The 770-nt window shown below is 33.9% G+C and carries 1 protein-coding gene and 1 pseudogene; both read right to left on the minus strand.

From position 1 onward, the window contains the following. Window positions 1-307 (minus strand): hypothetical protein (locus CVN76_RS06385; RefSeq protein WP_157805568.1); only part of this gene is annotated, 307 nt, incomplete at its 3' end. Window positions 308-326: 19 nt separating this feature from the next. Next, window positions 327-770: pseudogene (locus tag CVN76_RS06390) on the minus strand (hypothetical protein); the annotation flags it as partial.

Genomic DNA, 770 nt, shown 5'->3' on the forward strand with positions numbered 1-770 from the left:
TATACAATTTATTGATATCATTTGGTTTTTGATGGAAACTCATTCTTCTAATATCTCTATCTTTTATTTCATATTCACGTACTATATCTCCCTGATTTGTCACTTCCTTAACAATCGTATTTTTTTGAGAAACTCTCAAGTCGGCAGGATAAAACAGTAAATAATTTTTTCCGTTACTTGGAACTGGATTGAAATTCCCGATCCCATTTACCACTATTCTTTGTGTACTTTCTTTCTTAAAAAAGACAAACGCAATCACAACAAACACAAAAGATAATAAAATTAAAGGTAAGTACTTTTTCTTCATAATTCTCCTATAGTTTCCTTTAAATTTTACCCGGAAGTGAGGTGCCCCAATTCTTTTTCACTCGAGTATTAGCATCATTCAGAATATCATTAGGTATTACTGCCAAGATTCCATCAATATGAAAAGCTCTTGAAGATTGCAAGTTATACCCTGCATAATCCCATTGTGCATTTGTTAATTTAGAACAATACCAGGCATCCGTTGACCATATAGTGGTTTTTAATTTATATGGTTCTCCTATTTGATCCTTACCGTAGTTTACTGCCTTTTTACGTTCAGCAGCAGTAGCATCTTTCCCTAGCTTACTTGTTACTTTAAGTTGCTTAATTCCACTAGCCCCCCCCCCACAAATTACTACGATTCCAATGATGGACTTTCGCTCCATTATTTTTGGTTTTTGACGCTTCAATAACATAATAATCTGTGGTTGATAAAACTGCTGTATGACCCGTGTAGGATTTTT

The sequence above is a fragment of the Bacillus sp. mrc49 genome (assembly GCF_002803435.1).